The 969-nt window shown below is 59.8% G+C and carries 2 protein-coding genes; both read left to right on the top strand.

Annotated features, from left to right (window positions below):
• A partial coding sequence (locus tag NW820_RS12750) for a hypothetical protein (protein ID WP_414407687.1) occupies positions 1 to 230 on the top strand: 230 nt, incomplete at its 5' end.
• Between the two features lie 53 nt (positions 231 to 283).
• Positions 284 to 823 carry a hypothetical protein gene (locus NW820_RS12745; protein WP_414331790.1) on the top strand — a complete coding sequence of 180 codons (540 nt, stop codon included), beginning with the start codon at positions 284 to 286 and terminating at the stop codon, positions 821 to 823.
• Positions 824 to 969: the final 146 nt, after the last annotated feature.

The following is a 969-nucleotide window of genomic DNA, read 5'->3' as shown; positions in this document are numbered from 1 at the left end:
AGCTCTCCTCAATAGAGGCTATAGAAGCCGAGGGATCCCCTGACCTGCTCTCCGGTGAGACCTACGGCTCGCCAACAGGAGCAGAGCCGTCCGCGTCAGCGGGGCGGAGTCCTCATCCCGTAGACTTTCCCAATGCAGTAAGGAATCCGTCCTACCGGCGTGAGCAGTCTTCTCAGCTTGCCGTTCGCCTCAGCGGGACGGAGTCCTTGGAGGAGGAGGTGCCTTTTTAAGCGCTATCTAGCGCTATCTTAAGTTTGATAAAGCCAGCCTCATCTTGCCGACGATGACCTTCCCCATCTCTCCCTTAATTCGCTGCGCTGTGCAGGCTCTGTACTGGGGACTGGTTCTGCCCCTACCCATCCTGCTGGCTCGGCAACAGGCAACACCTCTTGAGCTGGGATCCCTTTGGATTGCTCTGCTGCTGGGATGGGGGGTAGTCCTGGGATCCCTGAGCCAGCAGATTCAGTTGGACGAAGAGGGCATGCAGGCCACCTACCCCAGTTGGGTGCCGCCTTTTGTGCGGCAGGAGTGGCAGATCCGGTGGGCCGATATCGAGCGCATTGAGCCCCGCTCCACCAGCCAGGGTGGTATGGTGTATTACTTGGTCAGCCGAGGGGGGGATCGCGTACTTTTGCCGATGCGGGTGACCAGGTTCAAGCAGCTGTTGGCTGAGATTCGACGGCACGCTCAACTGGAGATTGGCGGGCTGCGCCCCTACGTTCAGCCTTGGATGTACGGGCTCCTAGGATGTTTTGCTCTGCTTCTGTTGCTTTGGGATGGGATGGTCGCCATCTGGGTCTGGGCAAGTCCGGTGGGAACCTAGCGCAACCACAGACGGTTCCGGGTCTAGCCATCCCGACAGGGATCCCAGCTCCAGCGGGCGGTTGCAGTCCAGATCCCGCCCACGCCCTTCTGCGCAAGCGTTGCGGAGCAGCAGGATGGAAATTTGGAGCAGGTTGGAAATGAGCT

Origin of the sequence: Synechococcus sp. R55.7, assembly GCF_047461955.1 — a bacterium.
In the GTDB taxonomy this organism is placed as follows: Bacteria; Cyanobacteriota; Cyanobacteriia; order Thermostichales; family Thermostichaceae; genus Thermostichus.
This window is presented reverse-complemented; position numbering and strand designations above follow the sequence as displayed.